Below are 17,433 nucleotides of genomic sequence, written 5' to 3' on the forward strand. Positions count from 1 at the left end.
TTATTTAAATTCAGACCAAATAGGGGCATGATCCGATGGCTTTTCGATGCCACGTAATTCGTAATCTATACCTGTGTCTATACAACGCGCGGCTAGCTCATGTGTTGCAAGTACAACATCAATTCGTAGGCCACGGTTATCTAAAAACCCTTTTGAGCGGTAGTCAAACCACGAGTATTGATCGCTGGTTTCTGGGTTTTGCTCTCTAAAGGTGTCTTTAAAGCCCCAATTAAGTAATGTTGCCAGCCATTCACGCTCTATCGGTTGAAAAGAACATTTACCGGTTTTTAACCAACGTTTAGCATTTACTTCGCCAATACCTATATCTAGGTTGGTAGGTGAAATATTAATATCGCCCATTACAATCACGTCTTCATCAGGGGTATGATTTGTTTGCAGGTGGGTCATTAAATCTTTATAAAACTGACGTTTATACGGGAACTTGGTTTCGTGATTAATGTTTTCACCTTGCGGGAAATAACCATTCATTACCGTTAAATCACGGCCATTGTCTTGCTCTACGGTAACACTGATCATGCGTTTTTGTGATTCTTCAGTATCAGTGGCAAAGCCTTTAAATACCGATTTAGGTTCTTTTTTGCATAACATAGCTACGCCGTAATGGGCTTTTTGGCCATGATAATAAACGTGATATCCCATTTTTTGTACATCTTCTAGTGGGAATGCCTCGTCATGAACTTTAATTTCTTGTAGGCCAATAATATCGGGTTGATGTTTGTCGATAATAGCTTGTAATTGATGAAGACGCGCACGCAGACCATTGATATTGAAAGAAATCACTTTCATAGCATATACCTTAAAATTGGTTCTATATAATGCGTTAAATTATATCAGTAAATACACTTACATAACACGCCCGAAACAAGGAAGTTATTGGCTGAACTTTTAAGTGTAAAAACACTCGCTGTAATGTCCGGTATTACACCAATATTTTGTGCAAAAATTACAAGGCATGAAGCAAAGCTTTCATTACTATAATGCGCTACGTTAGTTTTTTTATTTATGCTTTTGTTGTAACCAATTGATTTTAAGGGGTTAGTGTTTTTGGCATTTAACTTGTATTAGTTAAAGTGACATTAATTAACTACAAGGATACGTCTTATGAAAAAGTTAACATTAGCCTCTACTATTTTAGCAACGTTAAGCTTAGCAGCTTGTGCGTCTAACCAAGGGTTAGACAAAATTGATAGTGACTTTGCAAGTTTAGATAACGATAGTGATGGTTTTATTTCGAAAGTTGAAGCCGATGACGATAATATTTGGCAACACTTTTCAAATATTGATACAAATATGGATAATCAAATAAGTCGCAATGAATTTAATGCGTACATGCAATTAAATACCGGAAAAGTTGCCACAGACAGTGAAGTAAGCGAATCAGCATTTAAAGCGGATATTACTAAATTTGATAAAATACAAAGCAGTTTCTCGAGTTTAGATAACGATAAAAGTGGCTATATTTCGGTTGAAGAAGCAGACGATGATGATATTTCAAATCACTTTGGCTATATGGATGTAAATAAAGACAAGCGTGTTAGCAAACGTGAATTTGTAACTTACATAAAAAAATATGGCAATACAGTCGCTGAAGACGACGCACTTAAAAGCGCCAATAACAGCTAAGCACACCATTTTAAAGTGTGAGGAAGGAGCCAGTGCTGTGCACTGGCTTTTTTTGTGGCTTTGATTTACTAAATTGCTCGATATGTTTTCCTACTTTGCTGTAGTTCTGGCATAATAGTTGGCTGTGTGTGTTTATTAGTTTAAGAGCGTTTATGGTGGGTCGGCGAGTTAGTGATGAGCAATTAATTGAGATCATTGAAGCGGCGATTTTTGTTGCTGACAAACCATTAAGTAAACGTCATCTAAAGGATGTTGTTTTAGCCGATTTAGCAATATCTATGGTGCGTATAAACGATGCAATAATAGCAATACAAACACATTTTCAGACCCGTGGTATTCGTTTGGTAGAAGTAGGCAGTGGTTATCGTTTTCAGGCATGTAGTAGCTTAAGCCCTTGGCTAAGTAATTTATGGCAAGAACGCGCGCCCAAATATTCGCGTGCTTTGCTCGAAACATTATCGCTAATTGCTTATAGGCAGCCAATTACACGCGCCGAAATTGAACAAGTGCGTGGTGTTACTACGGGGTCAAATATTATTAAAACACTACTCGAAAGAGAGTGGGTTAAAGTGGTAGGCCACAAAGAAGTGCCGGGTAAGCCGGCGCTATATGCGACTACTAAACAATTTTTAGATTATTTTTCGATAACAGGTTTAGATAATTTACCTGCCTTGCCAGAGCAACAGCAAAGTAAAATTAACCAGTTATTAAGTGATCCTTCTGTGAGAGAACCATCCGAATGAGTGTTATACAAGGTGAAAAGTTACAAAAAGTCCTAGCCCGTGCTGGCGTAGGCTCACGCCGTGAAATGGAAAAATACATTGATGCAAACCGCGTTAGCGTTAACGGCAAAGTGGCTAAATTAGGCGATCGTGTTGAAGAAACAGATTCAATTCGCGTTGATGGCCATACAGTAAAAATTGAAGAAAAAGCGGATAGAATTTGTCGCGTAATTATGTATAACAAGCCTGAAGGTGAGTTAAGCACGCGTAAAGATCCTGAAGGTCGTCGTACTGTATTTGACCGACTCCCTCGTATTGATGGCGAGCGCTGGATTGCGGTTGGCCGATTAGATATTAATACCGCAGGCTTGATGCTATTTACTAACGATGGTGAATTAGCAAACCGACTCATGCACCCAAGTTACGAAGTTGAACGTGAATACTCAGCCCGTGTATTTGGTGAAGTAACCAAAGAAACCATTAAAAATTTAACCCGTGGTGTTGAACTTGAAGATGGCCCAGCAAAGTTTCTAACGGTTAATCCTATGGGCGGCGAAGGTATAAACCGTTGGTACAATGTAACGCTTAATGAAGGACGTAACCGAGAAGTTCGTCGTTTATGGCAATCACAAGAGGTGGAAGTTTCTCGCCTGATCCGTATTCGTTACGGTAAGTTAGAGCTGGATAAGCGCGTACCACAAGGTGGTTGGATTGAATACGATTTAGACACAGTAAACTATTTACGTAAAACAGTTAAGTTAGGGCGTGAAACACAAACTAAGCTTTCTGTAATGCCTGAAAAACGCAAAGATAAGCGTGCAAAAATAAACCAAATACGTAAAGCAGTTAAAAAGCATAATCAACGTGTTAAACCAACAAAACGTAAATAGCTTATTATTTAGAAATTAAAAAAGCCGCTCAAAATTTTGAGCGGCTTTTTTGTATCTACATTAGAGTAATAGCTATTTTTTTACTTGAGCGTCAAGCGACTCGCCATTCACATTACTCGAATCATCACTCATTAAATATAAGTAAGTAGGCATTAAGTCTTCAGGTGTTGCAAGTTTATCTCGGTCTTCACCAGGATAAGCACTAGCGCGCATTGAAGTGCGTGTAGCACCAGGGTTAATACAATTAATACGTATATTGGTTTTACCTACTTCACATGCCCATGTTTGCATCATGCCCTCTACAGCAAATTTCGAAATAGCATAAGGCCCCCAAAATTCGCGACCTTTACGGCCCACGCCAGATGATGTAAATACTACAGATGCATTTTTAGATTTGCGCAGTACAGGAAACAGCGCTTTAGTGATCATAGCTTGCGCGGTGACATTAACCTTCATTATGTTTTCAAAGGTTGACGAGCAAAAGTGCTCAAGTGGCCCTAACGTGCCTAAAATGCCCGCGTTATTTAATAAGCCATCAAGGCAGCCAAATTGAGACTCTATCGTGGCAGCCAGATCGCGGTAGTTTTGCTTAGTTGCGCCTTTTAAATCCATAGGGACTATTGCCGGTTGTGGATAACCTGCTTTAACAATCTCATCATAAACACATTCTAGTTTATTAGTTGTTTTGCCTAATAAAATAACAATTGCGCCGTATTTAGCGTATGTAATTGCAGCTACTCGGCCAATTCCATCACCTGCGCCGGTGATTAAAATAACTTTATCTTTAAGTGCATTTTCAGCAGCTTGATAGGTGTTCATAAATGTACCCATGGATGAATTTTTTTTGATTTTAACATAGCAAAACATTAAGTAATCGAATTTATTGTAAATTTAGGTGGCGAAAGTAGAAAGTTTACGTTAAGTTTAACTGGTCTAATGTCTCATTAATAAACTGATTACATTGTTTTAACTTAATATACTTAATAAACACACTATAAAAATAAGATATGTGCGGAGCCAACAATATGAAAAAAATGCTACTCTCACTCTCGGTTACAGCTGCTCTTGCAGGTTGTGGCGGCGGAGAAACGCTAGAAGATGTTAAAAACGATTCGGTTACAGTTATCCCAAAGGCGACGGTAAAGTTTGATCCCGCTAATGGGGTTATATCTGTACCCAATGATTTATTAATGAGCGGTACCCAAGATGGTACTTTAAATATTCCTGGGGAGTTAAATGACGCTAATGTGTCAATTCCTCGTGCTGCTTATGCTAACCCTCAACTTGCACTAGGTGCGCTTGATGGCTGGTCTACTCAAGTTCCTTTTAAAATAGATTTAACTTTCCCACCAAATGTAAGCCTAGATGCCACCTCTGCAGGTACACCAGGTTCAGTACGTATTTTTGAAGTAATAATGGGAGCAAGTTTAACAGATGAACAATGCTCACAAGCACCTGCAGGTGCTGCCTGTAAATTAGTAGGTGAACTACAATTTGGTGTGGACTTTATCACCCAAGCATCTGGTGATGCGGTGGCGGTTATTCCACTTAAGCCATTTAAAGCCGGCAGCTCTTATATTAATGTATTAACCACAGAGCTTAAAGACTCACAAGGGCGTGCTATTGAGCCGTCATCTACTTACGCTACAGTAAAACAAGAAGCGCCATTAATTACGCCAGAACAACTATCACTGCAAGGCGTAGTTAATAGCTACGAAAATGTAGTGGTTAGTTCAGGCAATATTACTAAAGATGAGATTATTTTCTCTGCTGCAATGACCATGCAATCGGCAGGGCCTGTGCTTGGTACAATTAAAAAGTTATTAGCAGCGAGCCTGCAAAATCCAAATTTACCGACACCAGCAATTACTGTACCTACTCAGCCAATGGTAAATGTACAGCAAGTATTTCAATCACAAGGTGTTACTGTTAGTGACGCCTTTAAAGGTGTGCAGTATCAAAAAGGTAGCATTATGTTGCCTATGTATTTAGGTACGCCTACAGGTAAAGAAATTAGCGATTTAAACGACACTTATTGGCAAGGCATGTGTGATAACGCAGTTGCTGTATTGGGTTATAAAGCACAAGCAGGTGCTGCATTTCCTACTGATCCAATTAGTGAAAATGACGGCGCATGTGCCGCATTAAGCGGTGGTAAATTACGTGATTTAGGGTTAGATAGCACGCGTCATTTAACCAAATATAATTCAATTCCTAAAGTGCAAAGTATGGCCGATGTGCCAGTGCAAGTGACTAAACCTATTTTGCCTATAATTAATGGTGTGCGCGCAAGTTTACAATTAGCACCTATTGCTATGCCTGAAAGTGGCTGGCCTGTGGTTATTATGCAGCACGGTATTACTACCAATAAAGAAACCATGCTGACATTAACGGCGCAGCTTTCTATTCAGGGTTTTGCCACAATTGCAATTGATCATCCGCGCCATGGCGAGCGAGGAATTGACGTAGATGCAGACGGTAACGATGACTTTAATGCAACCACAGGTTCAGTACTTAGTTATATGAACCTAAGCTCACTGCTTGTTGCCCGTGATAGTTTACGTCAATCAAGCGCCGATTTATTAGGCTTGCGTCTTGGCCTAAACTTTATTAATGATACAAGTATAAACAGTAAAGATGTGAGCTATGTTGGTCACTCACTGGGTTCAATTGTAGCACCGGCGTTTATTGCCCAAGCAAATAGCCCAATGGCTGAAACACTTGACCCACTGTTTAACGTTAATACAGTTGCGCTTGCAAGTGGCGGCGGTGGTATTGCCAGTTTCTTATTAGAATCACCTGCGTTTGGCCCATTTATTCAAGGCTCGGTATTATCACAAGCAGGTACAACCGAAGCCACTGAATTTAATGCATTTTTACAAGGTGATGCAATTTCTAACTGCGGTGTGTTACTACCAAATATGCAAGACTTCCTATCATGTGGTTATACCGAATATGCAACGGCTTTAACTATGGCTGGCGAAACGGGTAAGCTGGCAAATATTAAAGGCGTAATGACTCAATTTGCTTTTGCAGCGCAAACTGCACTAGATAGTGGCGATCCAACTAATTATGCCGCAACCGTTAAAGCACTCGAAACGCCTGTATATATGAACGTGGTAGTGGGCGATGGCGCAGGTAATAAGTCAGATCAAGTTATTCCTCCAAGTGTTGCTAGCAATCCGCTTGCAGGTAGTTTACCACTGGCCAACTTTATGGGCTTAGATACAGTGAGTACATCACAAGCACCTAGTGCCACGCCGTCTAGCTATTTAGTTAAATTTACTAAAGGGCATCATGGTTCAGTATTAACACCAGCGCCTAGCGAAGAGGCGGGTTCGGATGCTGCAGGTAGCTTAGCTGCTAACTCTGAAATGCAATTGCAAATTGCAACTTACTTAGCCGCTCGTGGTCGCTTGTTGTTAATTACAAATAGTGATGTTGTGACCGATTAATAGCTTACAACGCAATTAAGTAACCAAAGCCACTGTTTAGTGGCTTTTTTTTGTTAAAAAGCATGCTAAATTAGCTGAAATTTATAAATGGAGAAAAGTGTTGGAATTTTTATACGAATACGGTTTGTTTTTCGCTAAAACGGTTACTTTTGTTATTGCTATAGCCATTATTTTAATGCTGATAGTTGGTGCGGCAGTTAAGCCAAAAGCTAAAAAGGGTGAAATACAAATAGATAATATATCTGAACAACTAGATAATATTAAACAAAGCTTTTTACACAATACTTTAGGTAAAAAAGAACTTAAAGCACATCAAAAAAAGCTTAAGGCAGACAATAAAAAAAATGACAATAAAGAGCCAAAACCACGATTATATGTGGTTGATTTTATAGGCAGTATGGATGCACATGAAGTAGAGAGTTTAAGAGAGGAAATAACCGCTATTATTTCTATTGCTGATGCGAGCAAAGATAAAGTACTGATTCGTTTAGAAAGTGGTGGCGGAGTAGTGCATGGTTATGGGCTGGCAGCTTCACAGTTACAGCGCATTAAAAATGCAGGTATACCTTTGAGTGTTGCTATAGATAAAGTGGCAGCAAGTGGTGGTTATATGATGGCTTGTGTTGCTGATGAAATTATTGCAGCGCCATTTGCTATTGTAGGCTCGATTGGCGTAATAGCGCAGATACCTAACTTTAATAAAATATTAAAGAAAAACGATGTGGAATTTGAGCAAATAACCGCAGGGGAGTTTAAACGCACCCTTACTTTATTTGGCGAAAATACTGATAAAGCGCGTGAAAAATTTCGTGAAGAAATTGAGCAAACTCATGGTTTATTCAAAACTTTCGTAAGCACACAGCGCCCAAGTTTAGATATAAGCTCAGTGGCTACAGGTGAGCATTGGTTTGCAACTCAAGCGATAGATAAAGGCTTGGTAGACGTAATAAAAACCAGTGATGATGCATTGCTAGAGCAGCAACATGAGCGTCAAATTTATAAGATTAAATATAAGATTAAAAAAGGTTTAAGTGACAAGTTAGCACTTGGTTTTAGTAGTGCAGTTAATAAGGCCGGGGTTAATTTAGTTTCTAAGTTTAAATCATTAAACCCATAAATAGTGGATTACTTTAAGCTTAATTAGCTTTGGCCAATAAAAAACCCTTGAACTAATCAAGGGTTTTTTTAATGCGAAGTTATTTATTAACTCATAGGTTTACTTATGTTTTCTAAATCTTTCGCTGCATTTGGGTCATTATAAATAGACTCATCTAACTGACCTTCAGATTTAGCAACCACACAGGTAACCATACAGTCACCCGTAATATTAACTGCAGTGCGGGTCATATCTAGTAATCTATCTACACCAATAATTATTGCAATACCCTCTACCGGTAGGCCTACTTGATTAAGTACCATTGCTAACATAATTAAGCCAACACCCGGTACGCCGGCCGTGCCAACAGACGCTAACGTAGCCGTTAAAATTACCATTAAGTAATCAGAAATGGTTAAATCAACACTAAACACTTGTGCAATAAATACAGTGGCAACCCCTTGCATAATGGCAGTGCCATCCATGTTTATGGTTGCACCTAGCGGAATAGTAAATGAAGCAACAGAGTTATTAACCCCGAGTTTTTTAGTGGCTGTTTCAAGAGTAATTGGCATAGTTGCACTTGAACTTGAAGTACTAAAACCAAACAAACAAGCGTGTTTCATTTTCTTTAAGAAAATTACAGGGTTTAAACCAGTCAATAGTTTTAATAACAAACTGTAATTTACAAACGCATGTAATAATAATGCAGCAACCACTACAAAAAAGTACTTAGCCAAGCTAACAATTAAGTTTAACTCTATGGTGGTAAATAGCTTTGCCATTAAGAAAAACACCCCGTAAGGCGCCACGTTCATTAATAAAGTAACTAGCTTTAAAATTACCGTATTAAGATCTTCAAAAACCACCGCTACGCGCTTTCCGGCATTACCACTAAGTGCCATAGCAATACCAAACAGTAATGCGAAAACAATAACTTGTAGCATATTACCTTTTGCCATAGCTTCAAAAGGGTTGGTTGGAAACATATCTATAATAACGCGCGCTAAGGTAGGTGCCTCAGATACGTCGTAACTTGCATCTGTTGGCAAGTCAATACCTACGCCAGGGCTAAACAGTAAAGCCAAAGTAATAGCCAGAGTAATAGCTAAGGCTGTGGTAATTAAATATAAACCAATTGATTTACCACCCAAGCTGCCTAATTTTTTAGGATCGCTTAAGCTACATGTGCCACACACTAAAGATACAAATACTAAAGGAACAACCAGCATTTTTAAGCTGGCAATAAATATTTGCCCACCAATGTGAAAAATTCCATCAACAAAAAAAGCTTTAATTGGCAAAGAGAATAACCCAAGTGGTATTAGGTAATCGTCTTCACCAGCTAATATAGCTTGAAATAAAAAGCCTACGGCAATACCTAATGCCATGCCTATCATTATGCGAGTTGTTAAGCTCATTGAACGTATTTTCGACATATTTCCAATCTATTTTTTATAAATTTGGCACAGCCTACCAGCATGTAAATATTTATACAGAAAAATTTATTAATAATTTAAATTTTTTTATCAAAGAAAGTATCAAAAAACTGTGATTTTAGACTAAGTTATAGGTTAATATGAGGTAAACAATACAAAGTTAATAATAATAACGCTAGGGAGAGGTTTATGCCTTTAACACGACTGCTAAGCATTATGATGCTCAGCTTTTTTATCACAGCTTGTGGTGGTGGTGGCTCACTTGAAAAGGAGGGCAGTATAGGTGATGGTAACGGAGGAACAACACCTGATGTACCCACCTACGCCGTTACGCTTCAAGGCTACTCCCAAGAGGATGGCAGTGCATCGAATACTGTTACAGCGGCCTCTGCGCTAGATTTGCGGGCTAAACTTGTTAAAGATGGCGTACCAGTTAGTGGCGCAAGAATTACTTTTACTTTATCAGATGATGTAGGGATATTAAACCCAAACTCTGGCAGCGCTTTAACAAAAGATGATGGTGTTGCGAAGATAGAATTAACCGCAGGCACCGTAAAAGGAGCTGGAGCTGTTACTGCTAGTTATACGGTTGATGGCGAAACATATACTAGTCAGTTTGATTTCGAGTCAGCAGGGGATGCTGATATTAATGATCCAAGCTTATTTTCTTTAGCATTAGAAGGCTATTCAAAGTCAGATGGTAGTAAATCAAATAGAGTGTCTGCAAGTTCAGTAATTGAACTCAAAGCCAAACTTGAAAAAGATGGCTCTGCAGTAACTGGCGCAAGAGTTACTTTTACATTGGCAGATGAAGTTGGTGTATTAAACCCTAGCTCTGGTAGTGCGTTAACAAAAGACGACGGTATTGCAACATTAGATCTTACCGCGGGTACAGTAAAAGGAGCTGGTGTTGTTACTGCTAGTTATACTGTTAACGGCGCTACGTATTCTAGCCAGTTTTCATTCGAGTCTGCAGGGGATGCGGATGGCAGTGGTTCAAATTTATTTACTTTATCATTAGAGGGTTTTTCAAAATCTGATGGTAGTAAATCAAATAGAGTGTCTGCAAACTCAGCTATAGAGCTCAAAGCAAAGCTTGAAAAAGATGGCTCTTCAGTTAATGGTGCAAGAGTTATTTTTACACTGGCAGATGAAGTAGGTGTATTGAACCCTAGCTCTGGTAGTGCATTAACAAAAGGCGATGGTATTGCAACATTAGACCTTACAGCTGGTACAGTAAAAGGAGCTGGTGTTGTTACTGCAAGCTATACAGTTGATGGCGAAACGTATACTAGTCAATTTGCATTCGAGTCTGCAGGAGATGCAGGGGGTAATGATACAAGTTTATTTATTTTATCTTTAGAAGGGTTTTCACAAGCAGACGGAAGTAGATCAAACACTGTTTCTGCAGGTTCGCCTTTAAATTTACATGCAACGTTAACTAAAGAAGGTATTGCTGTTACAGGAGAGCGTATTACTTTCACCTTAGCAGACAGTATCGGCAAGCTAAATCCTACATCAGGAACAGCTATCACAGATAACACTGGTATTGCTAAGATAGAACTTGGTGCAGGAGAGGAAGCCGGAGCAGGTGGAGTCACTGCCAGTTATACAATAAATGGTGTAACGTATAGTGATACATTTTCATTTCAATCTACTGGTGGTCAAGAAGCTTATCAATTGCTTTTAAAAGGGTACTCTAAATTAGACGGTAGTGAATCTAATAGTGTAACCGCTGAGCAGCCATTAGATTTGCATGCGATACTGACTAAAGAAGGTAAGGCAGTTACTGGTGAGCGCGTCGTGTTTAGCTTAGTGGATGATATTGGCAAGCTAAATCCTACATCAGGAACAGCTATTACAGACAATACAGGTATTGCAGTAATAAAGCTTACAGCAGGAGAAAAAGCCGGAGCAGGTGAAGTTACTGCATCGTATACAATCAATGGTGTGAGTTATAAAGATACATTTTCATTTCAATCAAGTGGCGATCAAGTTGCTTATACGTTGAGTATTCAAGGTTATTCAAAAGAAACAGGTGCTCAATCAAATACTGTAACCAGTTTAGAAGCACTAGATTTAAAAGCCACTGTACTTGATGATATTGGTGCTCCTGTAACTGGTAAAAGCGTGACTTTTGCTCTTGATGGAAATATAGGTGCTTTGAATCCAGAATCTGGAAGTGTGTTAACAGATAATTCAGGTGTAGCTCAAATTGAGTTAACCTCTGGTAATGTAGCCGGAGCTTCAAGTGTAGTTGTTCGCTACATCAATCAAGGACAAACTTACTCATCTGAACCATTTGACTTTGAAGCAGTTATTGTTGAAAAAGCACAGCTAACAGTTAATTTAATAGCTTCAGATGGCACAGAAACAAGAATGGTTGATTTTGAACATCCAGCAGTAGCACAAGCAAAGTTATTAGTAGATGGACAACCAAGTGCATATCAATTAATTCAATTTGATTTGTCGGGCTTTGGTAAAATCAATCCATCAAACGGTACCGCAATGACAGATGCTGAAGGTATCGCAAAAGTAGACTTACTAACAGGCATTGAGGCAGGTGCTGGTATAATTTCTGCTACTTATAAGCTTGACGAAAATACTGCATTTGATTCGAATTCTTTCACTTATACATCTAAAGGTGATGCGCCTCCTCCTGGTACATCTAATGATTTCACTATAGATTTAAGTTTACTATCTTCTACAAGAAGAACACAAATAAGTGAAATTAGCGCAGCTGATAGTGGCTTGGTTGTGGCGACTATTTTAGATGTAAACGGCATGCCTGCTGTAGGTAAAGTTGTAACATTTAGCTCAACTTTAGGGAGCTTATTACCGAGTTCTGGTACTGCCTTAACTGATGCAGAGGGAATTGCAAAACTAAATCTTACTTCTGGGACTGTTGAAGGTGCAGGCATTGTTACAGCGCAGTTTGAGGCTGTTGAAGCTAAATTAGGTTTTTATACTCGTGGCGATGCTATCGATCCTAATCAAAGCAGTGCAGATATAAGTTTTAGCATATTAAAAAATTGCCCCTCAGACTTTAAAACAATCAGAAATGTAAGCTCGTGTGAAGAAACTGCCAGTATTTCCGGCGATTCTGCAGGGATTCTTTATATACAGGTAAATAAGAAAGACTCGACTACAGCGCTAGCACAAACGTTAGTTACTGCAACAACTACGATTGGCTCTATATCACCAAGTACAGGTACCGCGATCACTGATGAAAACGGTATCGCTTTGCTAGATATAATCCCTGGGCGAGATGTTGGTGCTGGTGAGATTACCGTATCTGTTTTAAACAGCAGCCTTACTAAAGCATTTCAAATTGCAGCAGTTGATATTGATATTGCTATATCTAGCTCTGTAGCAAGTGGGCAATCTTTAACTGCAGGTTCAACCGCACTCGTTTCAGTAGAAATCACTAAAGACGGTAGCTTGTATACAGCGCCTTTAAATGTTGAGTTTTCATCTGGATGTGTCGACTCTGCCTTAGCTGTAATTGATGAAAAAGTGACGAGTATTGGTGGTTTTGCGCGTTCTACTTATCGACCTTTAACGTGTGTAGGCGGAGATATAATAACAGCCAGTGTAATAACTGGTGGTGATACTGTTTCAGCTAACACAACGATTAATGTATCACCGGCAAATATTGGCTTTATTCAATTTGTTGAGGTTACTAAACCGGTAATATCACTTAAAGGTACGGGCGGAGCAAATCGAAGTGAAATATCAGAAGTGGTCTTTAAGCTTGTTGATGCTAATGGTAACGATCTAGCTTCAAGAACGGTTGACTTTACGTTATCAACGGCTGTGGGTGGTATAACATTAGGAGCCGATTCAGCAATAACAAATGCACTAGGTGAAATTAGAACAACAGTGCAATCTGGTGTTGTTGCAACTCCCGTACGTGTAATTGCATCAATAGAAGAAGATATTGATGGTGACACAGTAACAGTATCTGCGCCATCAGACGTGTTAGTAATTAGTACGGGTATTGCAGATCAAAATAGCTTTTCGTTATCACGTTCTATTTTTAACGTACATGGGCTTAACGTTGATGGCAGCGAGGTGACCGTTAATGCAAGGCTAGCAGATCATTTCAATAACCCTGTACCCGATGGTACCGCTGTAAGCTTTATTACTGAAGGTGGTGTTATAGAGCCAAGTTGCACGACTTCAAATGGCGCTTGCTCTGTAACATGGCGTAGCAGTAACCCTCGTCCATTCACTAATGCTATGTATGAAAATACAATTGCACAGAAGTGTGATAGAGGCTTGCCGTGTCCATTAGGTATTTTGAATAATGACTACAGTGTTGATCTACCTTTAGGCGGCAGAGCAACAGTGCTTGCTTATGCTATAGGTGAAGAAACATTCTCAGATCTAAATGGTAATGGGTACTTCGATAGCCAAGACTTTTTTAGTGAGCTGTTTGATATTCCAGAAGCGTTTATTGATAATAATGAAGACGGCACTTATGGCGGTAAAGATTGTAATGCTCCAGCAGAACATTGTTCGGCAAATAACTCTAAAGGTGATGAATTTGAAGAGTTTATAGACTTTGACAATGATGGGCAGTGGACAACAGGTAATAGTATGTACAATGGCTTATTATGTAGGCCGGAAGATGTTGCTATTAATTTGTGTAGTCGCGACCTAGTTAATGTATTTCAAAACCAAGAAATTGTTATGTCTGGTGATGCCGCGTTTTTCAGAGTTGTTACTTTTGCCAACGATTGCGCTGCAATACCGGGAGTAACAGCGTCTGAAGTGCATGTGAATAGTGACCCTGCAAGCCCGGTGATTCGAAGAGTACCGAATGATTTAACAAGCGCTAAAATGTGTCAAATTTCACAAATAGATTTGACCGAAGCAACCGGTGTTACAAGTGCTGGCGCGACAGTTTATATAGCTGATATTTATAACAATCCATTACCAGCAGAAACAACTGTAAAAATCACTTCAGAAGAAGGGAAGTTATCAGGCACAACTGATTACGTGTTCCCTAATACGACAAGTATCAGACCTATTAACCTGTCGTTTGGCATCTCAAGAGTGTCAGTAGAGGACAAAAATAGTGTTGTAAGTGGTAATTTAACTATTACTGCAACAGCAACATCTGGATTAATTACCTCTACTTCAATAACAATATTACATGACAAAAAACTGTAATTTGATGCTGTTTTAAAAAAATGCCAACCATAAGGTTGGCATTTTTTGTTTCTATTCTATATATTCCCCATCAATTACTCTAAAAACACCTGTTTGTTTAAATTAAACGCAGAAATTGTTCGTTTATTCGCTTAAAACTGAAAAGTTTGTATTAAAAGCTTGTAACAATTAGTGTTTGTAGATATACCTATAAATATTCGTGCCGCTTATGTCGGCTAAACACATTTTAAAAAACTTGGTTAGAAATAGGCAACTATGGGCAAATCGCTAGTAATTGTAGAGTCACCTGCTAAGGCTAAAACAATTAATAAATATTTAGGTAATGACTTCATCGTAAAGTCCAGTATTGGACACGTGCGAGATTTACCTACTTCAGGTTCTGGAAAAAACAAAGTGCCAGCGACTAAAACGCCGGCTGAAGTGCGTAAATTACCACCTGAAGAGAAAGCAGCGTATAAAAAGCAACGAGACTATTCTAACTTAGTCGCGCGTATGGGCATTGACCCTGATAAAGGCTGGGAACCACATTACGAAATACTGCCAGGAAAAGAAAAGGTAGTACAAGAGCTTAAAAAGCTTGCCGAAAACGCTGACCAAATATATCTCGCAACGGATTTGGATAGAGAAGGGGAAGCAATTGCTTGGCACCTTCAAGAAATTATTGGCGGTGAGCCTGCAAAATATAAGCGTGTGGTTTTTAACGAAATTACAAAAAACGCAATTCAGCAAGCATTCGAAACACCTGGTGAGCTTAATACCGATATGGTATATGCACAGCAAACACGTCGTTTTTTAGACCGTGTTGTTGGTTTTATGGTATCTCCCTTACTGTGGGCAAAAGTGGCACGTGGACTTTCGGCTGGACGCGTACAATCGGTAGCAGTGCGCTTACTCGTTGAGCGTGAACGCGAAATTAAAGCGTTTATACCTGAAGAGTTTTGGGATATTCATGCTGACGTTAAAAATGCAGAGTCAGAGTTACGCTTAGAAGTAGCCAAACAAGCAGGCAAGCCATTTAAGCCAGTAAATGAAGCTCAGGCAAGCGCAGCAGTTAAAAGCCTTGAGAATGCAGAATATAAAGTTATAAGCGTTGACGAAAAACCAAGTAAAAGTCGCCCAAGTGCGCCTTTAATCACCTCAACTATGCAACAAGCAGCCAGTACACGTTTAGGCTATGGCGTTAAAAAAACCATGATGCTAGCGCAGCGCTTGTACGAAGGCGGTTACATTACCTATATGCGTACCGACTCAACTAATCTGTCAAAAGATGCGGTTGCTATGTGTCGCGAATATGTAACAGAGCAATTTGGTGAAAAGTACTTACCTAAAGATCCTATTAATTATAGCTCAAAAGGCAATGCACAAGAGGCGCATGAAGCAATTCGTCCATCTAGTGTAACTGTGCTTTCGGGGCATATTGAAGGGGTTGATGCCGATGCTAAAAAACTATATGAGCTAATTTGGCGTCAATTTGTAGCGTGCCAAATGGTACCTGCAGAATACGACTTAACGACATTAACGGTAGCAGCAAATGACTTCCAACTAAAAGCCAAAGGCCGTGTGCTACGCTTTGATGGTTGGACTAAAGTACAGCCTGCTATTCGTAAAAAGAACGAAGAAGATCAGTCTTTACCTGCAGTAACAGTAGGCGAAACATTAACGTTAATTGAACTTGACCCTAAGCAACACTTTACTAAACCGCCAGCGCGTTTTAGCGAAGCGAGTTTAGTAAAAGAGCTTGAAAAACGTGGTATTGGCCGCCCATCTACTTATGCATCTATTATTTCTACTATTCAAGATCGCGGTTATGTACGGGTTGAAAACCGTCGTTTCTTCGCTGAAAAAATGGGTGAAATAGTTACCGACCGCTTAGTAGAAAATTTTGAAGACTTAATGAACTTTGACTTTACTGCCAAAATGGAAGGTCGTTTAGATGATATCGCCGAAGGCAAGCGCATTTGGACCGAAGTACTCGATAAGTTTTATGCCGACTTTTCAACGCAATTAACTGTTGCGAAAGACGAGCCTGAAAATGGCGGAATGCGTCTTAATGAAATGGTCGAAACTGATATTGAATGTCCGACTTGTAGCCGTAAAATGGGTATCCGTACCGCATCTACTGGCGTGTTCTTAGGGTGTACTGGTTATAACTTGCCACCAAAAGAGCGTTGTACAACAACGATGAACTTAGTATCGGGCGATGAAGCAGTTGCCGCAGACAGTGCCGATGCAGAAGATCTTGAAACCGAAACATTAATGCAAATGAAACGTTGCCCAATTTGTGAAACGGCAATGGATTCATACCTAATCGACGAAACCCGTAAATTACATGTATGTGGTAATAACCCAGCATGTAGTGGCCATGTAGTTGAGCAGGGCACGTTTAAAATTAAAGGCTATGACGGGCCTCTTATTGAATGTGATAAGTGTGGCGCGGATATGGAATTAAAATCGGGACGTTTTGGTAAATACTTTGGTTGTAATAACGACGAATGTAAAAACACCCGTAAGTTACTTAAAAATGGCGAAGCTGCGCCGCCAAAAGAAGATCCCGTTCATATTCCTGAATTAGAATGTGAAAAGTCTGAAGCCTATTTTGTATTACGTGACGGTGCTGCAGGTATTTTCTTGGCTGCAAATACCTTCCCTAAATCGCGCGAAACACGTGCGCCTAAGGTTGAAGAGTTACAACGCTTTAGAGACCGTATTTCGCCTAAGTTTTACTACCTAGCTGATGCACCAGCTAAAGATCCTGATGGTAATCTTGCTGTTGTGCGTTACAGTCGTAAGAATAAATCACAGTATGTAATGACTGAGGTTGATGGCAAAGCAACTGGTTGGACGGCACACTACGAAGGTGGTAAATGGGTAGAAGAGGCTAAGAAAAAAGCCGCGCCTAAAAAGAAAGCCGCCGCTAAAAAAGCGCCTGCTAAAAGTAAAGCGAAAGCAAAAGTAAAAAAAGACGATAAATAATTAATTATTCACCGCTTTAAGTAATAAAAAACCGGA

General features: G+C 39.5%; 10 protein-coding genes. 7 read left to right on the forward strand and 3 right to left on the reverse strand.

The annotated features are described in order from the left end of the window. Complete coding sequence (xthA, locus tag AAEZ18_RS02100; RefSeq protein ID WP_011328020.1) at positions 1-807, reverse strand: exodeoxyribonuclease III; 807 nt, start codon at positions 805-807, stop codon at positions 1-3. A 315-nt stretch (positions 808-1,122) separates the two neighbouring features. On the opposite strand from xthA, the gene AAEZ18_RS02105 reads away from it, so the two are divergent. The 3 genes from AAEZ18_RS02105 to rluB all read left to right on the forward strand — a co-directional run bounded on the left by AAEZ18_RS02105 (position 1,123) and on the right by rluB (position 3,256). Continuing rightward, entirely contained in the window at positions 1,123-1,644 is a 522-nt protein-coding gene (locus AAEZ18_RS02105) for an EF-hand domain-containing protein (RefSeq protein WP_182683281.1), read from the forward strand. A gap of 152 nt (positions 1,645-1,796) precedes the next feature. Next, a complete protein-coding gene (scpB, locus tag AAEZ18_RS02110; RefSeq protein ID WP_182683282.1) occupies positions 1,797-2,387 on the forward strand; it encodes an SMC-Scp complex subunit ScpB in 591 nt (196 codons plus the stop codon). Beyond that, positions 2,384-3,256, forward strand: coding sequence for a 23S rRNA pseudouridine(2605) synthase RluB (rluB, locus tag AAEZ18_RS02115; protein ID WP_011328023.1), 873 nt, complete (start codon positions 2,384-2,386; stop codon positions 3,254-3,256). Before scpB ends, rluB begins: the two co-directional genes overlap by 4 nt. A 72-nt stretch (positions 3,257-3,328) precedes the next feature. Here rluB and AAEZ18_RS02120 read toward each other — a convergent pair whose 3' ends face one another. After that, positions 3,329-4,075 (reverse strand): YciK family oxidoreductase, encoded by a 747-nt coding sequence (locus AAEZ18_RS02120; protein WP_350593719.1) that lies wholly within the window; start codon positions 4,073-4,075, stop codon positions 3,329-3,331. 206 nt (positions 4,076-4,281) lie between these two features. On the opposite strand from AAEZ18_RS02120, the gene AAEZ18_RS02125 reads away from it, so the two are divergent. Beyond that, positions 4,282-6,711: a VolA/Pla-1 family phospholipase gene (locus tag AAEZ18_RS02125; RefSeq protein ID WP_350593721.1), complete on the forward strand. Its 2,430-nt coding sequence runs from the start codon at positions 4,282-4,284 to the stop codon at positions 6,709-6,711. A 100-nt stretch (positions 6,712-6,811) separates the two neighbouring features. Then, positions 6,812-7,828 (forward strand): protease SohB, encoded by a 1,017-nt coding sequence (gene sohB, locus AAEZ18_RS02130; protein WP_338411346.1) that lies wholly within the window; start codon positions 6,812-6,814, stop codon positions 7,826-7,828. 86 nt (positions 7,829-7,914) lie between these two features. Here sohB and AAEZ18_RS02135 read toward each other — a convergent pair whose 3' ends face one another. After that, positions 7,915-9,246, reverse strand: a complete 1,332-nt coding sequence (locus AAEZ18_RS02135) for a dicarboxylate/amino acid:cation symporter (RefSeq protein WP_350593723.1) — start codon at positions 9,244-9,246, stop codon at positions 7,915-7,917. Positions 9,247-9,435: 189 nt separating this feature from the next. Here AAEZ18_RS02135 and AAEZ18_RS02140 point away from each other — a divergent pair, with 189 nt between their 5' ends. Continuing rightward, entirely contained in the window at positions 9,436-14,424 is a 4,989-nt protein-coding gene (locus AAEZ18_RS02140; protein WP_350593726.1) for a beta strand repeat-containing protein, read from the forward strand. A gap of 255 nt (positions 14,425-14,679) precedes the next feature. Continuing rightward, complete coding sequence (topA, locus tag AAEZ18_RS02145; protein WP_338411126.1) at positions 14,680-17,397, forward strand: type I DNA topoisomerase; 2,718 nt, start codon at positions 14,680-14,682, stop codon at positions 17,395-17,397. The last annotated feature ends 36 nt before the right edge of the window (positions 17,398-17,433 follow it).

The organism is Pseudoalteromonas sp. 19-MNA-CIBAN-0066, assembly GCF_040308705.1.
In the GTDB taxonomy this organism is placed as follows: Bacteria; Pseudomonadota; Gammaproteobacteria; order Enterobacterales; family Alteromonadaceae; genus Pseudoalteromonas; species Pseudoalteromonas nigrifaciens.

Excerpts from the sequence above, each read along its gene's own strand:
- AAEZ18_RS02125 (WP_350593721.1), top strand. The coding sequence starts at position 4,282 with ATGAAAAAAATGCTACTCTCACTCTCGGTTACAGCTGCTCTTGCAGGT.
- AAEZ18_RS02135 (WP_350593723.1), bottom strand. The coding sequence starts at position 9,246 with ATGTCGAAAATACGTTCAATGAGCTTAACAACTCGCATAATGATAGGC.
- scpB (WP_182683282.1), top strand. The coding sequence starts at position 1,797 with ATGGTGGGTCGGCGAGTTAGTGATGAGCAATTAATTGAGATCATTGAA.
- xthA (WP_011328020.1), bottom strand. The coding sequence starts at position 807 with ATGAAAGTGATTTCTTTCAATATCAATGGTCTGCGTGCGCGTCTTCAT.
- AAEZ18_RS02105 (WP_182683281.1), top strand. The coding sequence starts at position 1,123 with ATGAAAAAGTTAACATTAGCCTCTACTATTTTAGCAACGTTAAGCTTA.
- AAEZ18_RS02140 (WP_350593726.1), top strand. The coding sequence starts at position 9,436 with ATGCCTTTAACACGACTGCTAAGCATTATGATGCTCAGCTTTTTTATC.
- AAEZ18_RS02120 (WP_350593719.1), bottom strand. The coding sequence starts at position 4,075 with ATGAACACCTATCAAGCTGCTGAAAATGCACTTAAAGATAAAGTTATT.
- topA (WP_338411126.1), top strand. The coding sequence starts at position 14,680 with ATGGGCAAATCGCTAGTAATTGTAGAGTCACCTGCTAAGGCTAAAACA.
- rluB (WP_011328023.1), top strand. The coding sequence starts at position 2,384 with ATGAGTGTTATACAAGGTGAAAAGTTACAAAAAGTCCTAGCCCGTGCT.